Origin of the sequence: Mycolicibacterium hodleri (assembly GCF_025822245.1) — a bacterium.
Taxonomy (GTDB): Bacteria; Actinomycetota; Actinomycetes; order Mycobacteriales; family Mycobacteriaceae; genus Mycobacterium; species Mycobacterium hodleri.
Genome location: NZ_JACKTL010000056.1, coordinates 1 through 19146, shown reverse-complemented (window position 1 = coordinate 19146; position 19146 = coordinate 1). Strand labels below are relative to the sequence as shown.

General features: G+C 69.0%; 16 protein-coding genes. 9 read left to right on the top strand and 7 right to left on the bottom strand.

From position 1 onward, the window contains the following. Positions 1 to 78: 78 nt before the first annotated feature. Positions 79 to 1374, top strand: a complete 1296-nt coding sequence (gene ilvA, locus H7J06_RS23900; protein WP_264041781.1) for a threonine ammonia-lyase IlvA — start codon at positions 79 to 81, stop codon at positions 1372 to 1374. A 28-nt stretch (positions 1375 to 1402) separates the two neighbouring features. Here the strand turns inward: ilvA and H7J06_RS23895 are convergent, their stop codons facing one another. Together H7J06_RS23895 and H7J06_RS23890 are read right to left on the bottom strand one after the other, a co-directional pair. Continuing rightward, positions 1403 to 2125, bottom strand: coding sequence for a GAP family protein (locus H7J06_RS23895; protein WP_264041780.1), 723 nt, complete (start codon positions 2123 to 2125; stop codon positions 1403 to 1405). A 30-nt stretch (positions 2126 to 2155) separates the two neighbouring features. Further along, a complete protein-coding gene (locus H7J06_RS23890) occupies positions 2156 to 3445 on the bottom strand; it encodes a glycosyltransferase (RefSeq protein WP_264041778.1) in 1290 nt (429 codons plus the stop codon). 165 nt (positions 3446 to 3610) lie between these two features. Between H7J06_RS23890 and H7J06_RS23885 the strand changes: the two genes are divergently transcribed. Continuing rightward, on the top strand, positions 3611 to 4801 hold the full coding sequence (locus H7J06_RS23885) for an Rv1490 family membrane protein (RefSeq protein WP_488199454.1): 1191 nt from the start codon (positions 3611 to 3613) through the stop codon (positions 4799 to 4801). A gap of 14 nt (positions 4802 to 4815) precedes the next feature. Here the strand turns inward: H7J06_RS23885 and treZ are convergent, their stop codons facing one another. From treZ to sucT, 4 genes are read right to left on the bottom strand one after another with little or no spacing between them, the layout of a single operon-like run. Next, positions 4816 to 6549: a malto-oligosyltrehalose trehalohydrolase gene (gene treZ, locus H7J06_RS23880; protein ID WP_264041776.1), complete on the bottom strand. Its 1734-nt coding sequence runs from the start codon at positions 6547 to 6549 to the stop codon at positions 4816 to 4818. Continuing rightward, a complete protein-coding gene (treY, locus tag H7J06_RS23875) occupies positions 6542 to 8800 on the bottom strand; it encodes a malto-oligosyltrehalose synthase (RefSeq protein ID WP_264041775.1) in 2259 nt (752 codons plus the stop codon). The genes treZ and treY overlap by 8 nt, the downstream gene beginning before the upstream one ends. Before the next feature lie 5 nt (positions 8801 to 8805). Further along, positions 8806 to 10941 carry a glycogen debranching protein GlgX gene (glgX, locus tag H7J06_RS23870; protein ID WP_372515403.1) on the bottom strand — a complete coding sequence of 712 codons (2136 nt, stop codon included), beginning with the start codon at positions 10939 to 10941 and terminating at the stop codon, positions 8806 to 8808. Continuing rightward, positions 10938 to 13103 carry an acetyltransferase SucT gene (gene sucT, locus H7J06_RS23865; RefSeq protein ID WP_264041773.1) on the bottom strand — a complete coding sequence of 722 codons (2166 nt, stop codon included), beginning with the start codon at positions 13101 to 13103 and terminating at the stop codon, positions 10938 to 10940. Before sucT ends, glgX begins: the two co-directional genes overlap by 4 nt. A 77-nt stretch (positions 13104 to 13180) precedes the next feature. On the opposite strand from sucT, the gene H7J06_RS23860 reads away from it, so the two are divergent. The 4 genes from H7J06_RS23860 to H7J06_RS23845 are packed head-to-tail and all read left to right on the top strand — an operon-like array spanning position 13181 to position 16865. Beyond that, positions 13181 to 14473 carry an adenosylmethionine--8-amino-7-oxononanoate transaminase gene (locus H7J06_RS23860; protein WP_264041771.1) on the top strand — a complete coding sequence of 431 codons (1293 nt, stop codon included), beginning with the start codon at positions 13181 to 13183 and terminating at the stop codon, positions 14471 to 14473. 40 nt (positions 14474 to 14513) lie between these two features. After that, the gene (locus H7J06_RS23855) at positions 14514 to 15674 is read left to right on the top strand and encodes an 8-amino-7-oxononanoate synthase (protein ID WP_308205827.1); all 1161 of its coding nucleotides are present in this window, start codon (positions 14514 to 14516) and stop codon (positions 15672 to 15674) included. Further along, positions 15671 to 16345 (top strand): dethiobiotin synthase, encoded by a 675-nt coding sequence (gene bioD, locus H7J06_RS23850; RefSeq protein ID WP_264041770.1) that lies wholly within the window; start codon positions 15671 to 15673, stop codon positions 16343 to 16345. Before H7J06_RS23855 ends, bioD begins: the two co-directional genes overlap by 4 nt. Before the next feature lies 1 nt (position 16346). Continuing rightward, positions 16347 to 16865, top strand: a complete 519-nt coding sequence (locus H7J06_RS23845; protein WP_264041769.1) for a 2'-5' RNA ligase family protein — start codon at positions 16347 to 16349, stop codon at positions 16863 to 16865. Here H7J06_RS23845 and H7J06_RS23840 read toward each other — a convergent pair. After that, complete coding sequence (locus H7J06_RS23840; RefSeq protein ID WP_264041768.1) at positions 16818 to 17447, bottom strand: TetR family transcriptional regulator; 630 nt, start codon at positions 17445 to 17447, stop codon at positions 16818 to 16820. The two genes, H7J06_RS23845 and H7J06_RS23840, sit on opposite strands and share 48 nt — an antisense overlap. A 28-nt stretch (positions 17448 to 17475) precedes the next feature. Between H7J06_RS23840 and bioB the strand changes: the two genes are divergently transcribed. The 3 genes from bioB to H7J06_RS23825 all read left to right on the top strand — a co-directional run. Beyond that, a complete protein-coding gene (gene bioB / locus H7J06_RS23835; RefSeq protein WP_264041767.1) occupies positions 17476 to 18516 on the top strand; it encodes a biotin synthase BioB in 1041 nt (346 codons plus the stop codon). Position 18517: 1 nt separating this feature from the next. Next, positions 18518 to 18718, top strand: coding sequence for a biotin synthase auxiliary protein BsaP (bsaP, locus tag H7J06_RS23830; RefSeq protein WP_264041766.1), 201 nt, complete (start codon positions 18518 to 18520; stop codon positions 18716 to 18718). A 2-nt stretch (positions 18719 to 18720) separates the two neighbouring features. Then, a partial coding sequence (locus tag H7J06_RS23825) for a DUF2567 domain-containing protein (RefSeq protein WP_264041764.1) occupies positions 18721 to 19146 on the top strand: 426 nt, incomplete at its 3' end.

Below are 19146 nucleotides of genomic sequence, written 5' to 3'. Positions count from 1 at the left end.
AAGCCGAAACCCTGGATTGGGCGCGTCGCCCACCAAACCCGTTTTCGCTGCCCGGCGGGGTAGTGGCACCATTGATCGGTGTCCGCCGAACTGAGTCAGACGTCTCGCCGTCCCGCGCCGCTCGGCGCCTCGGACATCGACGAGGCCGCTCACCGAATTTCGGCGGTGGTGAGCCTGACCCCACTGCAGTACAGCGACCGGCTGTCGGCGATCACGGGTCTCGAGGTCTACCTCAAGCGCGAGGATCTGCAGGCCGTCCGCAGCTACAAGCTTCGCGGTGCCTACAACCTGTTGATGCAGCTGACGCCCGACGAGCTCGCCGCCGGCGTCGTGTGCGCGTCCGCCGGCAACCACGCCCAGGGCTTCGCACTGGCCTGTCGGTCGATGGGCATCCACGGTCGCGTGTACGTCCCCGCCAAGACGCCGAAGCAGAAGCGCGACCGCATCCGGTATCACGGCGGCGACTTCATCGAGCTGATCGTCGGTGGTGCCACGTTCGACATCGCGGCGGCCGCGGCACTGGCCGACGTCGAGCGGACCGGCGCCACCCTGGTTCCGCCGTACGACGACCTCCGCACCATGGCGGGCCAGGGCACGATCGCCGTCGAGATCCTCCAACAGCTCGAGGCGGAGCCCGACTTGGTGATCGTTCCGGTCGGTGGCGGCGGCTGCATCGGCGGCATCACCACCTATCTGGCCGAGCGCACGGCGAAGACCTCGGTGCTCGGAGTGGAACCGGCCGGCGCCGCGGCGATGGTCGCCGCCCTGGCCACCGGTGAGCCCGTCACCCTCGAGCACGTCGACCAGTTCGTCGACGGCGCCGCCGTCGCCCGCGCGGGCGCGCTGCCGTACGCGGTGCTCTCGGCGGCCGGCGACATGGTCTCGATCACCGCGGTCGACGAGGGCGCGGTCTGCACCGCGATGCTCGACCTCTACCAAAACGAGGGCATCATCGCCGAACCCGCGGGTGCGCTGTCGGTGGCGGCGTTGATGGAGGCCTGCACCGAGGGCACCGTCGAACCGGGCTCGACCGTGGTCTGCCTGATCTCGGGCGGCAACAACGACGTGTCGCGGTACAACGAGGTGCTCGAGCGGTCCCTGGTGCACCTCGGCCTCAAGCACTACTTCCTGGTCGACTTTCCCCAGGAGCCGGGCGCCCTGCGGCGGTTCCTCGACGAGGTGCTCGGCCCCGGCGACGACGTCACCTTGTTCGAGTACGTCAAGCGGAACAACCGCGAGACCGGTGAAGCCCTGGTCGGCGTCGAGCTCGGGTCGGCGGCGGACTTCGACGGTTTGATGGAGCGGATGCGCCGCTCCGACATGCACGTCGAGGCGTTGGAGCCCGGCTCGCCGGCGTACCGCTACCTGACCTGAGCGGGCCGAGTTCCCCGAGCCCGCCGCGTCACAGGCTGAACGCGCCGATCGCGATCAAGAGGGCGCCGACGACGCCGACGAACAGGCCCGCTTGCCTGCGCGTGCGCCGGCGAATCCACGAACTCAGTCCGTTCACCCAAATGCGAGTCTTCGCCGGCGCCACGATGAAGCTGAGCAGCGGAATGGACGCGCCGGCCCCGGCGAGCAGAAGAAAGGTCAGCAAGGCCAAGGCCTGCTCGAGCGCTCGTGCCTTGGAGGCGATGATGATGGCCAGCAGGACGAAGTAGTCGATGCTCGGCATTGCCGTCGCCGCTCCGATGGAGGCCGAGAGCGCGGACGACTCGCCTCTGACGAAGCGCCGTACCCGGTGTAGAGCTTGCGTGCGTCGAGTCGTCGGGGGCGGGGAGACGTCCGCGGCGGCCGCGTCGTCGACACCACCAGTGTGAGGAACAGCCTGCCGGGAGAACCGATTCAACGGAATGTTGGATGCCAGCACCGCGGCCAGAAGCAGCAGTACGACGCCGAAGGCGATCTGAAGGGGCGCGGGACTGACGTGGCTCTTGCCGAAGAAACTGTGGTGGAAGACGAACAAGACGGTCAAACCCACACTCAGGCTAATCGTCAGACCCGTTATCTGAAACACGATCAGGTGCCGAATGGGACGCGGCCTCGTGAGGAGCAGCGCGATCAATCCGAGGCGGGTGGGCTCGATGCTCACCGTGAGGCCGAGCAGTACGACAGTCGTCCACACGAGCGGGAACGTACCGTCTCTGGCTGCGGCTTAGCAAACCGTGTCAGCGGGACGGCCGGCGCGAGCCGCCCCCTCGAGCAGGTCGGCGGCTGTCGTGACGCTCTCGGAAGGCCGGCTCATCTGCCCGGCTATTACCCGCGCGCGCTCAGATGTGTTGCGAGCCAGCACCGTCCGCAGATCGGCGAGCAACGACTCGCGGGTGGTGGCGGAGAACCGGCGGTACGTACCGACGCCGAGGCGTTCGACCTGTTTGCCCCAGAGCGGCTGTTCGGCGGCCACCCACAACACCAAGGTGGGGACGCCGGCACGCAGTCCGGCAGCCGTCGTGCCGGCCCCGCCGTGGTGCACGACGGCGCGGCACCTCGGAAACACCGCGGCATGGTTGACGGCGGCGACGACCTTGACGGCGTCGGTGGTGGCGATGTCGTCGACGGCGGACGATCCCGTACAGATCAGTGCTCGGGTGCCGAGCGCGCCACAGACGTCACGAATGAGACCCACGGTGTCGGCGAAGTCGTCCACGGGCATGCTGCCGAATCCGAAGTAGACGGGTGGGGAGCCCGCGGCGATCCACGACTCCACCTCGCCGTCGATCTCGGTGGGGAGCAGAAGCGTCATCGACCCGATGAGGGGGCGCTGGGCGCCCCACTCCTGCGCCAGTGCCGGAAAGAACACCGGATCGTAGGCTTGGAGTTCCAGGGCGCCGCCGCCCACGATGCGTGCCACCGGCCGAGTGGTCGCCGGCGGAAGTCCCAGCACCCGTCGCTGCCGGCTCTCCGCGGGTTTGAGCAATTGCCAATGCATCCATTCACCGACGGCATACGCGCCTCGGACCACCGTCGCGGGTAGTCGAACCGGCAGCACGCAGGTGTTGGCACGGACCGGAAAGTAGTGCACTTCCGCCAAGGGGATACCCCGGTGTTCGGTGACGTTGCTCGCGATCTCCTGATACGCCGTGCCGGTGAGGACCAAGTCGGCACCTGCGGTCATCGACGACAGTGTCTGGCTCATCTCGTCCCAGCCCCGGGTGGCGGCGGCCCGGGCCTTGCGCAGCGCGTCGAGCGGGTTGCCCAGTCGCAGCCAATCCGACGGTGCGGCCGCCGTGAGAGCGTCCGGTCGTTCGAACACGTCGCCTTGCAGCTGCTGTTGGGAGTCGGGGCCATAGCCGACCGCAGGCAGGCCCGCGGATTCGACGAAGCCGACCAGGTTCGGTGGTACCGCTGCCTGCACGTCGTGTCCGCGGTGCTGCAGTTCGAGGGCTACGGCTGCGCACGGTTCGACGTCGCCCCGCGTGCCGTGGATGGCGACCACGATCTTCATCGGTCACCGCAGCGCGGACGGGACACCACCGGTTCAGCGCTCACACGGACAGACCCTATACTCGGCCGGCGGAAGTGCGTCGTCGAGCACGGACCGCGAACGCCGAGATTCGGGGGCCAGTTGTCGAACACCGCAGTCAGTGCCGGCCCCGGCCGTCGCCGCCACGTGACGTTCGCGTTGCTGTTGGTGGTGTGGATGGCATCCTTGTTGGCCATCGCGACGAGCTTCGTCCCGGACGGCTACTTCTACTCGTACTTCTCGGTCGACTACTCACGTGGCTTCGTCCGGCGTGGACTTGCCGGCGAGATCGTGAATCTGTTTCCGCGCGACGACTACTTCGGCGCTCTGCGCGTACTGCGGTGGAGCCTGACGGGGGCCTACAGCCTCGGGCTCGCCGGGCTGATGTGGTCGGTGCTGGGCCGAGGGCGGCGTTCACGGCGAAAGTGGCTCTTGGCGTTACTGATTCCGGTCTTGCCGTTCGGGTTCGCCTTCGGTTTGTTCTCTGCGCGCACGGACTTGTTCGGCGCCGCGGCACTGGCCGCGTTCGCGGTGTCGTTGACGACGGTCACCAGCCGCCGCGGGATCGTGGTGCTCAGTGCGGCGTTTGGCACGGTCCTGGCGGTCCTGACCCTGATGCACGAAGCCACACCGTTCCTCTTCGGGCTGGGTGCCCTCGCCGCGCTCACCGTGCTGGCACCTGGGCTCACCGGCAGCGTCTTTCGGTCGTGTTCGGTGTTGGCGGTGGGGCCGGGTCTCGCGACGGCGCTGGCGGTGACGGTGTTCGGTCAGCAAGGGATTGCGCAAGCGCTGTGCCAATCGGTGCCGCACGGACCCGTAAACCATCCAATGGCCGGCAAACTCACTGCCTCGCAGATTCTCCACGGTGTCCGCTACGACATCGACTATCACGACTGGATGTGCCGCGCCATCCTGCCGCTGTTCGATCAAAGTTTCGGCGACGCAATGCAGTTCGTCCGGGGTATCGGCGTGCTGGCGCTGGCCGGCTCGACGCTTTTCGGGATCGGGGTGCTCGCCGCGTCGACCTATCTCATCGCGCAGGCTTCGGGGGTACCCGTACGACGCTTCAGGGACGTTCTGCTGACCCGGAAAGTGGCTGTCGCCCTTGGCTTGGTGCTGTTCTTGCCGGTGTTTCTCACCGGGGTGGACTGGATCCGCTGGTGGACCACGATCGCCTATGACCTCGGAATCGTGTTCGTGCTGTACGCGACTCGCCAACCCGAAATCGGCGAACCACCGACCCGGCGGTCGACCACCGTCGTCGCGGTGGCCGGGATCGTGCTTGCGCTACTACCCGTCGGCGTCATTCCCGTCTTCGGTGCGCCGACGCCGATGTGAGCCGGCCGGCCAGCCTAGGACGCGGCCGTACGCACCACCGCGAACGACTGCTTCGGCAGCGTCGTCGCGTCGCCGACCTCGGATTCGGCCGACGCCAGCACCACCTCACCGCCGACCGGCACGGTGACCGACTCGTCACCCAGATTGCACACGATGGTGAACGCACCCCGATGCAGCGCGATCCAGCGTTGCTCCTCGTCGTAGTCGACCGTCATGTGGTCCAGCCACGGGTCGGCGAAGTCGGGCTCCCGGTGCCGCAGCTCGATGAGCGACCGGTACAGCCCGAGCAGCTTGGCGTGGTCGCCGGAGTCGACCTCGTCCCACTTCAGCTTGGACCGTTGGAACGTCTCGAGGTCCTGTGGATCCGGGATCTCGTCGGCGTCCCATCCGTGGGCGGCGAACTCCGCCTTGCGACCCTCGGCGGTGGCTCGCGCCAGCTCCGGTTCGGGATGGGAGGTGAAGAACTGGAACGGGCTCGAGGACGCCCACTCCTCGCCCATGAAGAGCATCGCCGTGTAGGGCGACGCGAGGACCAGGGCGGCCTTGACGGCGAGCTGGCCGAACGTCAGGTTCTGCGAGGGCCGGTCGCCGACCGCCCGGTTGCCCACCTGGTCGTGGTCGGAGGTGTAGGCCAGCAGTCGGGTGGCGGGGATGGTCGCGGTGTCCAGCGGTCGGCCGTGCCGCCGATGCCGGAACGACGAGTACGTGCCCGCGTGAAAGTAGCCGTGCGTCAACGTGTTCGCCAGTGACTCCAGGGAACCGAAGTCGGAGTAGTACCCCTGCCGCTCACCGGACACCGCGGTGTGGATCGCGTGGTGGATGTCGTCGTCCCACTGCGCCGTCATCCCGTACCCGCCGCGGTCGCGCGGGGTGATCAGCCGGGGATCGTTGAGGTCGCTCTCGGCGATCAACGACAGCGGACGCCCCAATTGTTCGGCGAGGGAGTCGGTTTCGGCCGACATCTCCTCGAGGATGTGGATCGCGGTGTGGTCGGCCAACGCGTGCACCGCGTCCAGCCGCAGACCGTCGGTGTGAAAGTCCCGCATCCAGCGCAGGGCGCAGTCGAGGATGTACTGGCGCACCTCGTCCGCGCCGGCCCCGGAGACGTTGACGCCCTGGCCCCAACCGGTGTTCGCCTCCGTTAGATAGGGCCCGTACTTGGGCAGGTAGTTGCCCGACGGTCCGAGGTGGTTGAAGACCGCGTCGATCAGGACACCGAGGCCGCGGGCATGACAGGCGTCGACGAGGCGCACCAATCCGTCTGGGCCGCCGTAACTTTCCTGCACGCTGTACCACAGCACGCCGTCGTAACCCCAGCCGCGCGTGCCGCTGAAGGAGTTGACGGGCATGAGCTCGACGAAGTCGACGCCCAGGTCGACGAGGTAGTCGAGCTTCTCGATGGTCGAGTCGAAGGTGCCGTCGGGGGTGAACGTGCCGACGTGCAGTTCGTAGATCACCGCGCCCTCGACGGACTTGCCCGCCCATCCGCCGTCCGTCCACGCCACCGTCGACGGATCCCACAGCTGGGACCGCTCGTGCACGCCGTCGGGTTGCCGCGGGGACCGCGGATCCGGCAGCACGGTCTCGTCGTCGTCGAGGACGAAGCCGTACCGAGCGTCGACGTGTGCGTCGACGGTGGCCCGCCACCACCCGTCGTCCGAGCGCGTCATCGGGTGCAGGGTCCCGTCGACGTCGAGGCGGACCAGCTCGGGCAGTGGTGCCCAGACGGCGAATTCGTGATCAGGCACGGGTGCGCTCCAACAGGGTGGCGGGAAGGTCGGTGAACAGGTCGGTCGCAGTGGCCCGGCCGCTGAACGCACGGCCGGTGAGCCGGTCGACCCACTCACCGTCGGGCAGGGGCAGGGACGTGTCGCCCCAACCGGTTTCGGTCAGGTCGACGGTCCACCGCCGAACGGCGACCAGCACGTCGTCGCCGCGCCGGAAGGCGATCAGATGATCGGCCGCCGCGCCCTCGGGCAGCACCGGGTGATAGCCGCCGGAAAGGTAGGACTCCGGGCGCTCGGCGCGGGAGTGCAGCGCGGCGAAGACGATGCGTAGCTTCGCGTCGCTCGCCGAGGACAACGCCGCGCGACGCGTGGCGTAGTCGACCGCGCGCCGGTTGTCGGGGTCGACGAGGCTGTCGTCCCACAGTTCGGTGCCCTGGTACACGTCGGGAATGCCGGGCACGGTCAGGGACAACAGCTTCTGCACCTGCGAGTCGCTTTGGGCGTGGGTGTCCAGTTGCGCCACCAGACTGGACATCTCGACGCCGACGGGGCCGTCGACGACGTCGTCGAGCCAGGTGTGTACGGCCTTCTCGAAGTCCTCGTTCGGTTCGTTCCAGGTGGTGTGGACCGCCGCTTCCCTGATCGCCTTCTCCGCGTATGCGTGCAGCCGGGCGCGCAGGTCGTCGGTGACGGGGCCGTCGACCGGCCAGATGCCGAAGGCGATCTGCCACAGGAATCGTCCCGTGTCACCGTCGGGCGGTGGGGTGGCCACCACCCACTTGGCGATCAGCTCGGTCCACAGCGAATGCACTTGCGACAGCACGCCAATGCGCGCGCGGACGTCCTCGCTGCGCTTGGTGTCGTGCGTCGACAGGGTCACCATCGCCGACGGCCAGAAGCGGGCCCGGAGTGCGGTGGCGTGGTGGAACTCTGCCACGCTGACGCCGAACCGCTCGGGTTCGCCGCCGACCTCGTTGAGTGACACCAGCCTGGCGTCGCGGTAGAACAGGCAGTCCTCCACCGACTTGGCGGTGACGGCGCCACACAGCTGCTGAATCCTGGTGGCCGGTTCCACGTGCTCCAGGGCCGCGGCGACGAGCGTCAGCGGGGTGGCCAGAGTTGGCTCCGCAGCGGCGGTTTCGGCCAGCGCCGTGGGCATGATCGCGGTCAGCCCGCGGTAGTCGGACCGGTAGACGCCGATGTGGGAGAGCAACGCGGCGACGGCGTCGGGAATCAGGGGGTGGTCGGCGCCGACCGCGGCCACGACGGCCCGGTGCACCCGGGCCAGCTCGCTGGCCAGGGTGCCGGTGGAGGTGGCGACCTTGAGCTCGCGGATCACCGGCTCCAGCGGCTCCGCGTCGCCGGCGGCGGACGGGTCGACCAGCACGCCGCCGATCTCGCGGAGCGCGTCGTAGCCCGTGGTACCGGCGACGGGCAACGTCGGCTCGAGCGCTTCGTCGGGCGCCAGGATCTTCTCGATGACGATCCAGGCGTCGGGTCCGGTGAGCTCCCGTAGCCATTCGAGATAGCCTGCGGGATCGGCCAATCCGTCGGGATGGTCGATGCGCAGCCCGTCGACCAGACCTTCGGTGAACCACCGCTTGACCTCGACGTGCGTGGCGTCGAAGACGGCCTTGTCCTCTTGCCGCAACGCCGCCAGCGAGGTGATGGAGAAGAACCGCCGGTAGCCGCAGACGTTGTGCTTCCAGCCGATCAGCTTGTAGTGCTGGCGCTCGTACACCTCGGCCGGCGATCCGTCGCCGGTGCCCGGGGCGATCGGCCAGGTGCGGTCGCCGAGCCGCAGCACGTCACCGTCGACCGCGAGGTCGTCGAGGTCGCCGTCGTCGCCAAGCACGGGGAGGACGATCTTGCCGTCCGGGTCCAACGTCCAGTCGACGTCGAAGTAGGTGGCGTAGGAGGACGATCGGCCGTGGGTCAGCATGTCCCACCACCAGGAGTTCTGGGTGGGGTCGTCGACGCCGACGTGGTTGGGCACGACGTCGACGACCACGCTCATCCCGCAGGCGTGCACCGCCTCCGACAGCCGGGCCAGCCCGGCGGCCCCGCCGAGTTCTTCGGACACCGTGGTGGGGTCGGTGACGTCGTAGCCGTGGGTGGACCCCGTGCTGGCGGTCAGGATCGGTGACAGGTAAAGGGTCGAAACCCCAAGGTCCTGAAGGTAATCCAGCTGCTCCAGCGCGTCGGCGAACGTGAACGCCTCACCGCTGGATGGTCCGCGCATCTGCAGGCGGTAGGTCGAGAGAATCGTCATGGTGATCAGGCCGTCTTTCGCAGGGCGATGATGGATCGGGCCGCGACGGTGAACATCTCGCCGGCCTTCACCACCAGGTCGCTGGTTCCGGTTGGTCGCGCCGAGTCCACTTCCGCGGTCCACTCGGCGGCGTAGTCGCCCTCGGCGGCGACGAATTCGACGGGGTCCTCGTGGGCGTTGAAGCACAGCAGGAACGAGTCGTCGACCACCCGCTCACCGCGGGCGTTGGGTGCGGGGATGGCCTCGCCGTTGAGGAACACCGCGACGCACTGAAAGCCCGAGTTCCAGTCCGCCGGGGTCATCGGGACGCCGGCGGCGGTCAGCCACGCGATGTCGCGGATCTCTTCGTCGCCGCTGCGGATCAGCTTGCCGTCGAAGAACCGTCGGCGCCGAAACACCGGGTGGTTCTTGCGCAGCGTGGTCACCGTGCGGGCGAACGTCATCAGGTCGGCGTTGGTTTCGCACAACGACCAGTCCATCCAGGCGATCTCGGAGTCCTGGCAGTACACGTTGTTGTTGCCGCCCTGCGTGCGGCCGATCTCGTCGCCGTGGCTGATCATCGGCGTGCCCTGGCTGACCATCAGCGTGGCCAGCACGTTGCGCATCTGCTTCGCGCGCAACTCCAGGATGGCGGGGTCGTCGGTGGGGCCCTCGACACCGCAGTTCCACGACCGGTTGTGGCTCTCGCCGTCGCGGTTGTCCTCGCCGTTGGCCTCGTTGTGCTTCTCGTTGTAGGACACCAGGTCCGCCAGGGTGAAGCCGTCGTGGGCGGTGACGAAGTTGATGCTCGCGCTGGGCCGCCGCCCCGTCGCCTCGTAGAGGTCCGACGACCCGGTGAGTCGCGAGGCGAATTCGTTGAGTGTTGCGGGTTCTCCCCGCCAATAGTCACGCACAGTGTCGCGATATTGCCCGTTCCACTCGGTCCACAAACCAGGGAAGTTCCCGACCTGATATCCGCCCTCACCGATGTCCCACGGTTCGGCGATCAGTTTCACCTGGCTGATTACCGGGTCCTGCTGGACCAGGTCGAAGAACGCCGAGAGGCGGTCGACGTCGTAGAACTCGCGGGCCAGGGTCGACGCCAGGTCGAACCGGAAGCCGTCGACGTGCATGTCGAGCACCCAGTAGCGCAGCGAATCCATGATCAACTGCAGCGAGTGGGGGTGGCGCACGTTGAGGCTGTTGCCCGTGCCGGTGAAGTCCTTGTACAGCCTCTGGTCGCCGTCGAGCAGCCGGTAGTAGCCGGCGTTGTCGATGCCGCGGAAGTTGACGGTGGGGCCCAGGTGGTTGCCCTCGGCGGTGTGGTTGTAGACCACGTCGAGGATCACCTCGATGCCCGCCGCGTGGAAGGACCGGACCATGTTCTTAAACTCGGCGACGGCGCCGCCCGCGCTCTGGTTGGACGCGTACTGATGGTGTGGCGCGAAGAAGCCGAAGGTGTTGTAGCCCCAGTAGTTTCGCAAACCGAGCTCGAGCAGACGGTGGTCGTGCATGAACTGGTGCACCGGCATGAGTTCGATCGCGGTGACGTTGAGCGACTTGAGGTGCTCGATGATCACCGGGTGACTCAGCCCGGCGTAGGTGCCGCGCTGATCCTCGGGGATGCCCGGGTGCGTCTGCGTCATGCCCTTGACGTGCGCCTCGTAGATCACGGTCTCGTGGTACGGGGTGTTGGGGGCCCGGTCGGAGCCCCAGTTGAAGAAGGGGTTGATGACGACGCTGGTCATCGTGTGGCCCAGCGAGTCGACGCGGGGTGGAGTGCCGCCGGTGGCGAGGTCCTCGGCCTCGAGGTCGTAGGAGAACAGGGCCTGGGTGAATTCGAAGTCGCCGTGGAACGACTTGCCGTACGGGTCGAGCAGGAGTTTGGAGTCGTCACAGCGCAGCCCGGCGGCCGGATCCCACGGGCCGTGCACCCGGAAGCCGTACCGCTGGCCGGGGGTGACGGCCGGCAGGTAGGCATGCCAGACGTAGCCGTCGACCTCGTCGAGGTTGACGCGCTCCTCGCTGCCGTCCTTGCCGATCAGACACAACTCGACCTTCTCGGCCACTTCGGAGAACAGCGAGAAGTTGGTGCCCGCACCGTCATAGGTGGCGCCGAGGGGATAGGCGGTGCCGGGCCACACCGAGGAGACCACCGTCACCACCAACCGGTGGCGAGGGCCATCTGACGGCCGAGTTCAGCGGTCATGGTGCGCATGTACGTCGCGGAAATGTGGTGAGAGTCGTGATACACCAACACGTTTCCCTCCACAGCACGGCAATAGTCCGGACGGCACACCGCGTTGCTCATGTCGAGCGGCTTGAGCATGGGGAACTGCGCGAGGTAGTCGAGGGTCGGATTGTGGTCCGACAGCACCTCGGATCGCTTGATGCCACAGGAGACGGCGTCGCCCCCGTCGGCGAGGCAGTCCGCGGGGAAGAACGGCTTGCCGTCCTTGACCAGCCACGGGGTGTCGCGCATCGCGAGCACGGGGATGCCCGCGTCGGACAGTTCCTTCCAGATGCCGAGGTAGAAGCTGGGCATCACGTCGCCGTCCTTGATGTTCCACGGCCGGGTCGAGGTGGTGAAGACGAAGTCAGGGTGATCGGAGATCAGCTTCGGCATCACCTTCTGATTCCACTCGCGACAGTTCGGATAGGCCCGGTTGTCGCCCATGACGAGCGGATTCTCCTCGGTGGTCAACGGACAACCCATCTTGAGATATGTGACGACCTTGAAGTGGTGCATGCGGCCCAGCAGATCCAGCGCGGTGATCCAGTGTTCGGCGTGTGACCCACCGGCCACGGCAATGGTTCTGGCGGCGTTGTCGTCACCGTAGGTGCAGTTGATGACGTCGACGTTGCCGAAGTCGCTGATGCAGCCCTGCATGGTGGAGATCGGCAGGTCGTCCTTGGCCTCCAGGACGGTGGGACGCATCGGCAGCTTGGGCACCCGGGCGTTGTTGACCAGTGCCCGCGCGCCGGGGTAGTCCCGCGCCGAGAGGCCCGCCAATTCCTTGCCGTTGGCGCGCTGGATGGTCATGTGTTCGCGCCAGGTGAACGACGTGGCGGTCAACGCCACCCCGAGAAGGGTGACGATCGACCCGAGCACGATGGTCGGTCGCCGAAGCCGGGTGCGCAGCGGAATCACGCTGGCCTGCTTGGGCTTGGTGGCCGAGGCCCGCAGCCGTAGCGGGTCCTCGACGAACTTGGTCGTCAGCCAGGCCAGGAGGCCGGAGACCAGCAGGACGATCGCGCCGTCGAGGAAGCCGGCGTGGGTGTCGCCCGAGTAGGCCAGCCAGAAGATCAGCAGCGGCCAGTGCCACAGGTACAGCGAGTAGGCCATCGACCCGAGCGACACGAACGGCTTGGTGGCGAGCAGTCGGCTGACCGCGGGCAACCGTCCGTCGACCGAAGCCAGGTGCGGGTCGGCCATCCGGTTGGCCCCGCTGAGGATGAACAGAATCGTCGCGCCGACCGGCACCAGGGCCCACGGTCCCGGGAACTCCTTGACGCCGTCGATCAACGCGCCGCAGGACAGGATCGCGGCGAGGGCGACGACGGCGATCGTCGAGCGCAGCCACATCGGCCACTTCACGTAGGGCACCAGCGCCCCGACGAGGGCGCCGAGCAACAGTTCCCAACCCCTGGCGAAGCTGTTGTAATACGCCGTCGACTGGTCGGCGTCGTGGGCGATGATCGCGTAGACGAACGACGCGACCGTCAGCGCTGCGAGGACGACGATCAGCGCGGTCCTGGTGTAGGACCGCAGGAGCGTGCGGAAGGCGACTGCGAACCCGAACACCAACGCGAGGAACGCAATGTAGAACTGCCCCTGCACCGACATCGACCAGAGGTGCTGCAGCGGGCTGACGGCCTCGCCGGCCCGCAGGTAGTTCGACGCGGTGTTGGCCAGCTCCCAGTTCTGGTAGTAGCCGAGGCTGGCGAGGCTCTGGTCGGCGAAGGTCTCCCAACGGGTCTCCGGCTGGACCAGGATCGTCAGCACGGCGGAGGCGGCCAGCACCACCACCATGGCGGGCAGCAGCCGGCGGATCAGTCGCTTGACCTCGGGAACGGGGGACAGCGACGAGCCGGGGGTCAGCGCGGTGCGCAGCAGCCGACCGCCGAAGAAGAACCCGGACAGGGCGAGGAACACGTCGACGCCGCCGGAGACCCTGCCGAACCAGATGTGGAACACCGCGACGAGCGCGATCGCGATGCCGCGGAGCCCGTCGAGGTCGTACCGGTAGAAGCCCGAGTTGGCGCGCCGGGTGGCGCCGGATCCGGTGGGGGGCACCGTCCGGGCTGGAGAGAGGGTCAACATGGTCGTCGGACAATCTACCCAACCGACGGCGATACGGTGTTTTGTCAGGATCGCAGGTCCTGGGGGATGGTGGTTCCATGCCGTCGTTGACCCCCGACCAGATCAGCGCCGTCGACGCCGCCCACGTGTGGCATCCGTACAGCCGGATCGCCGCCGACGCGACCCCGCCCCTGGTCGCAGTGGGGGCCCGCGGAGCGTCGCTCACGCTCGTCGACCGCGGCCGACGCGTCGAGGTAGTCGACGCCATGAGTTCGTGGTGGACAGCGATCCACGGGCACGGCCACCCCGTTCTCGACGAGGCGATCACCCGTCAACTCGCGACGATGAACCACGTCATGTTCGGCGGCCTGACCCACGAGCCGGCGGCCCGTCTTGCGGAGTTGTTGGTCGAGATCACCCCCGCCGGACTGGACACGGTGTTCTTCAGCGATTCGGGTTCGGTGGCCGTCGAGGTGGCCGCGAAGATGGCCCTGCAGTTTCAGCGCAGTCGGGGCAAGCCGGGCAAGCACCGGCTGATGACGTGGCGTGGCGGATATCACGGCGACACGTTCACGCCGATGAGCCTGTGCGACCCCGACGGGGGCATGCACTCCATCTGGACCGACGTGCTCACCGCCCAGGTGTTCGCGCCCGAGGTGCCGGGAGAGTACGACCCGGCCTACAGCGCGGCCTTCGAGGAGCTTCTCGCCGAACACGCCGACGAGGTGGCGGCGGTGATCGTGGAGCCGGTCGTGCAGGGCGCGGGAGGCATGCGGTTCCACGATCCGCGCTACGTACGCGACCTGCGCGCCGCCTGCACCCGGCACGACGTCCTGCTGATCCTCGACGAGATCGCGACCGGATTCGGCAGGACGGGCGAGCTGTTCGCCGCCGACCACGCCGGGGTCCGGCCGGACGTGATGTGCGTCGGCAAGGCGCTGACCGGGGGCTACCTCACGTTGGCGGCGACGCTGTGCACGCGCGAGGTCGCCACCACCATCAGCGAGGGCGAACCGGGTGCGCTGATGCACGGCCCGACGTTCATGGCGAACGCGCTGGCGTGCGCGGTGTCGGTGGCGTCGGTGGAGTTACTCCTGAGCCAGGATTGGCGAGCCCGCGTGCACGAGATCTCCGACGGGCTCCGCGCCGGACTGGCCCCGGCAGCCGAACTGGCCGGGGTGGCCGACGTGCGGGTGCTCGGCGCGATCGGCGTGATCGAGATGCGCGAGCCGGTCGACATGGCGGTGGCCACCGCGGCCGCGGTGGCGCACGGCGTCTGGCTGCGCCCGTTCCGCAATCTGGTCTACGCGATGCCGCCGTACGTCTGCACGCCCGACGAGGTGGCCACGATCTGCTCGGCGATGGTGGCCGTGGCGCGTGCGCTAACCTGAACGCCGTTCAGGTGGGTGTGAGTTCGGAAGGATCCCAGACGTGACGCGTGCGATGACCTCCCCGCTGGCCTGGCTCGACGACGTCGAGCGGCAGCGTCGCACGGCCGGTCTGCGGCGGTCGCTGCGCGTGCGTCAGGCCGAGGACGCCGGTCTGGACCTGGCCTCCAACGACTACCTCGGGTTGTCGCGGCATCCCCGCGTCGTCGACGGCGGGATGGAGGCCCTGCAGACCTGGGGCGCCGGGTCGACGGGCTCGCGGTTGGTCACCGGAAACACCGCCCTGCACGAACGGTTCGAGACCGCGCTGGCGGAGTTCGTCGGCGCCGAGTCCGCCCTGGTCTTCTCCTCCGGCTACACCGCCAACCTCGGGGCCGTGGTGTCCCTGTCCGGTCCCGGCTCGGTCGTGGTGTCCGACGCGCTGACCCATGCGTCGCTGGTCGACGCCTGCCGGTTGTCGCGGGCCCGGGTGGTGGTTACGCCGCATCGGGACGTAGACGCCGTCGACGCCGCGCTGCGGGACCGCGCCGAGGAGCGCGCCGTGGTGGTCACCGACTCGGTGTTCAGCGCCGACGGTGTGCTGGCCCCGCTGCGGGATCTGCACGACGTGTGCCGCCGCCATGGCGCGCTGCTGATCGTCGACGAGGCCCACGGGCTCGGGATCCGCGGCGACGGCGGGCGCGGCCTGGTGGCCGAGGTGGGTCTGGCGGGTGCCCCCGACGTCGTCGTGACGACGACGCTGTCGAAGGCGCTCGGCAGCCAGGGCGGCGTGGTGCTGGGCCCGGCGGCGGTGCGCGCGCACCTGGTCGACGCCGCGCGTCCGTTCATCTTCGACACCGGCCTCGCGCCGGCGGCGGTCGGCGCGGCACTGGCCGCACTTGAGGTCCTGGTCGACGAACCCTGGCGAGCCGGTGCGGTGCTCCGGCACGCCGCCACGCTCGCGGCCGCGTGCGGCGTGGCCGACGTGCCGGAGTCGGCCGTGGTGTCGGTGGTGCTGGGCGAGCCCGAGGTGGCCCTGGCGGCGGCCACGTCGTGTCTGGACCGGGGGCTGCGGGTCGGGTGCTTCCGTCCGCCGTCGGTGCCGGTTGGCACGTCACGCCTGCGGCTGACCGCGCGTGCGTCGCTCACCCCCGACGAGGTCGACCTGGCGTGCCGCGTGCTCGTCGACGTGCTGACCGAGTCGCGGTCGGGGGCCCGCCGATGAGCACGCTGGTCGTCACCGGCACCGACACCGGCGTCGGCAAGACCGTCGCGACGGCAGCGCTGGCGTGCCACGCCCGACTGGCCGGCCTCGACGTCGCGGTGTGCAAGCCCGTCCAGACGGGGATCGCCGACGGCGACGACGACCTGAGGGAGGTGGGACGGCTCTCCGGCGTCGACGTCCTGGTCCCGGGGTGGCGCTACCCCGAGCCATTGGCCCCGGTCGCCGCGGCGGAGCGGGCGGGCCTGCCGTTGCCGACCAGGGCCGAGTTGGTCGACCTGGTGGACGGAGTCGTCCGTCCCGGTCGCCTGGTCGTCGTCGAGGGCGCCGGCGGGCTGCTGGTGGAACTTGGCGACGGGGGAGTGACGCTGCGCGACCTGGCGATCGATCTCGACGCCACGGTGCTCGTCGTGGCGCGGGCCGGCCTCGGAACGCTGAATCATGCCGCTCTCACCGTGGAAGCCCTTGCCGCGGTGGGTGTTCCGTGCGCCGGCCTGGTCGTCGGCGCGTGGCCGGCGGAGCCAGGGGTGGTCGAGACGTCCAATCGCACGGCCCTCGAGCGCATCGCCGCGGTCCGCGCGGTACTGCCGAGCGGCGCGGGCGCGCTGACGGCGCCGGACTTCGCCGAGCTGAGTGCCGGCGCGTTCGCGACCGAGTGGGTGCGGAGCCTCTGACGTGGCGCACTCCGTCGAGCTGTTGTTCGACCCGGAGGTCGAGGACGCCATCCGAGGGCAGTGGGCCGCGCTCGCGCAAGTGGGGCTGCCCAGCCAGGCGCACCACCGTTCGCCGACCAATCGGCCGCACGTGACGCTTACCGTGGCCGCGCGCATCGAGCCGGCCGTCGACGCGGCCCTGCGGGAGCTGGCCGGGCGGCTGCCGTTGCCCTGCCGGATCGGCGCCCCGCTGGTGTTCGGGCACCGATCCGTCGTCCTGGCCCGCCTGATCGTGCCGGACCGCGGGCTCCTGGACCTTCACGAGTCGGTCGACGCGATCTGCGAGCCGCACCTGCCGTCCGGACCGTTTCCGCACGCCCGTCCCGGGCAGTGGACGCCGCACGTGACGTTGGCGCGGCGGTTGGCGCCGACCGACCTCGCGGCGGCCCTGGAGGCCGTCTCCGCGGAGACGGCCGACGGCACGTTCGCCGGGTTACGGCGCTGGGACGGTGACGCCAGGGTCGACACCGTGGTCGCGTGACGCGGACGCGTGCGTGGCCACGCCGTCGACCAGCAGACGCAGCCCAAAGGTGAAGCGGCCGTTGGGATCGGTCGTCATCACCGACTGGCCGTCGGCAAGCGCACCCGCGGCGTCCCATTGCAGCCGGGACTGCTCGTCGGCGGTGAAGCCCAGGACGTAGTAGAGCACCGACCGGGCCGCCAGATCGGCATGCGAGCCGTCGATGCCGGCCTCGGCCGCGGCGATCGTGAGCCGGTCCAGGATCTCGGCCATCTGCTCGGACTTGCCCGCGGCGAAGCTGGCCGAGACCAGCTCGGCGCCGTCGGTGGTCGACAGCAGCGCGTCGCGCAGGCCGGTGCAGATGAGGTGCACGCGTTCGGCCCACCGACCGCTCGACGGCGTCGCGGTGGACGCGAGGATCCGGTCGGCCACCGCGCCGAGCAGCGCCTGCTTGTCGGCGAAGTGCCAGTAGAGCGCGCCGGGGGTGACGCCCAGTTCGCGGGCCAGCCGACGCATCGTCAGGTCGCCGATTCCGTACTCGTCGAGGAGCTGGGCGGCCTTGTCGACCACATCTGACCGGGCGTGGCGGCGGGCGGTGTGCACCCCTGTAGCCTAAACACCGTTCAAGTTCATGGTGCAGGAGGAGTATCGGGTGACGCAGTCGGCTTCAGAGGTACGCGCGGACGTGTTGGGTCTGGCACGAGAGCAGGTACTCGACCGCGGCGAGGGCCTCACCCAGGAGCAGGTGCTGGCGGTGCTCCAGCTGCCCGACGACCGGCTCGAGGAACTTCTCGCGCTAGCCCACGACGTGCGGATGAAGTGGTGCGGCCCCGAGGTCGAGGTCGAGGGCATCATCAGCCTCAAGACCGGTGGCTGCCCCGAGGACTGCCACTTCTGTTCGCAGTCGGGGCTGTTCGCCTCGCCCGTCCGCAGCGCGTGGCTCGACATCCCCAGCCTGGTGGAGGCGGCCAAGCAGACCGCGAAGTCCGGGGCCACCGAGTTCTGCATCGTCGCCGCGGTCCGCGGACCCGACGAGCGCCTGCTGGCCCAGGTCGCCGCGGGCATCGAGGCCATCCGCAACGAAGTCGACATCCAGATCGCCTGCTCGCTGGGCATGCTGACCCAGGAGCAGGTCGACCGGCTCGCCGAGATGGGCGTGCACCGCTACAACCACAATCTGGAGACCGCGCGGTCCTACTTCACCAACGTCGTCACCACCCACACCTGGGAGGAGCGCTGGGGCACCCTCGAGATGGTCCGTGCCGCCGGCATGGAGGTCTGCTGCGGTGGCATCCTCGGCATGGGTGAATCGCTGGAGCAGCGCGCGGAGTTCGCCGCCAACTTGGCCGAACTCAACCCGCACGAGGTGCCGCTGAACTTCCTCAACCCGCGTCCCGGCACCCCGTTCGGCGACCTCGAGGTGCTGCCCGCCTCTGACGCCTTGCGGGCCGTCGCCGCCTTCCGGCTGGCGATGCCGCGCACGATGCTGCGCTTCGCCGGCGGCCGGGAGATCACCCTCGGCGACCTCGGCGCCAAGCAGGGCATCCTCGGCGGCATCAACGCCGTCATCGTCGGCAACTACCTGACCACGCTGGGTCGTCCCGCGGAGTCCGATCTCGAGCTGCTCAACGATCTGCAGATGCCGATCAAGGCTCTCAACGCGACGATTTAGCATGCCGCCCACGTTCAACGTCTACACCGGCGAGCCGGAGGGCGGGACGGTGCCGGCCGCCGCACGCCTGGGGCTCGAGCCCCCGCGGTTCTGTGCCGAGTGTGGCCGGCGCATGATCGTCCAGGTGCGTCCGGACGGGTGGTCGGCGAAGTGTTCGAGACACGGCGAGCTGGACTCGAAGGACCTGGAGACGAGACGTTGAGCATGAACACCGTTGAGCCACCCAGTCTTTCGCATCGGCGGGCGGCGATCCGGGTCGCGCTGAGCCTCGTCGGCGTCGGTGTCCTCCTCGGGCTGGCGTGGGCCTGGCTCGCACCGCCGATCCAATTGGTGATCGCCTTGACCAAGTCCGGTGACCGGGTGCGCGGCTACGTCGGCGACGAGTCAGATCTGCTGTTCCTCGGCGCCTTCGTCATGACCGGGCTGCTGTTCGCGATGGCCGTGGCGGCCGCGGTGGCGGTGTGGCAGTGGCGGCCGCACCGCGGACCGCTGATGGTCGCGGCGCTGTCGGTCGGATCGCTGGCGGCGGCGGGTGCCGCGGCCGGCGTGGGTGCGGCGGTCGCCCGCTGGCGCCACGGTGCGGTCGACGTCGCGGCGGCGCCCATCTCGCCGGAGCACCGGGTGTTGTAC